The sequence below is a fragment of the Streptomyces sp. MUSC 14 genome (assembly GCF_001866675.1).
GTDB lineage: Bacteria > Actinomycetota > Actinomycetes > Streptomycetales > Streptomycetaceae > Streptomyces.
The window spans coordinates 1-223 of the sequence record NZ_MLYN01000150.1 but is presented as its reverse complement, the minus strand read 5'-3'; the positions used below and the strand labels follow the sequence as shown (position 1 = coordinate 223).

General features: G+C 61.9%; 1 protein-coding gene. It reads right to left on the bottom strand.

Annotation, left to right across the window (positions count from 1 at the left end; all coding sequences use genetic code 11):
* Positions 1-201 (bottom strand): cyclic-phosphate processing receiver domain-containing protein (locus BIV25_RS54920; protein ID WP_371273158.1); only part of this gene is annotated, 201 nt, incomplete at its 3' end.
* Positions 202-223 lie beyond the last annotated feature (22 nt).

Here is a 223-nt window from a genome sequence, read left to right as displayed (position 1 = left end):
ATCTCCGCCGAGGTCGTGGTCGAGCCACAGCTCATCGATGAAGACGTCCCGGTGTTCTTGAAGGAGTTGGATTCCATCGCAACTTGTGCGGGCGAGCCGCGTCGCTCGAGGTAGGGCCCTGAGGTCGTCGATGGCGAGGATGACCGGAGTAGGTCCAGGAGTGAGGTGCTGCACCCGAACATCATGCCCGGTGGCACTCATGGCCAGTCAACATGCGACGACC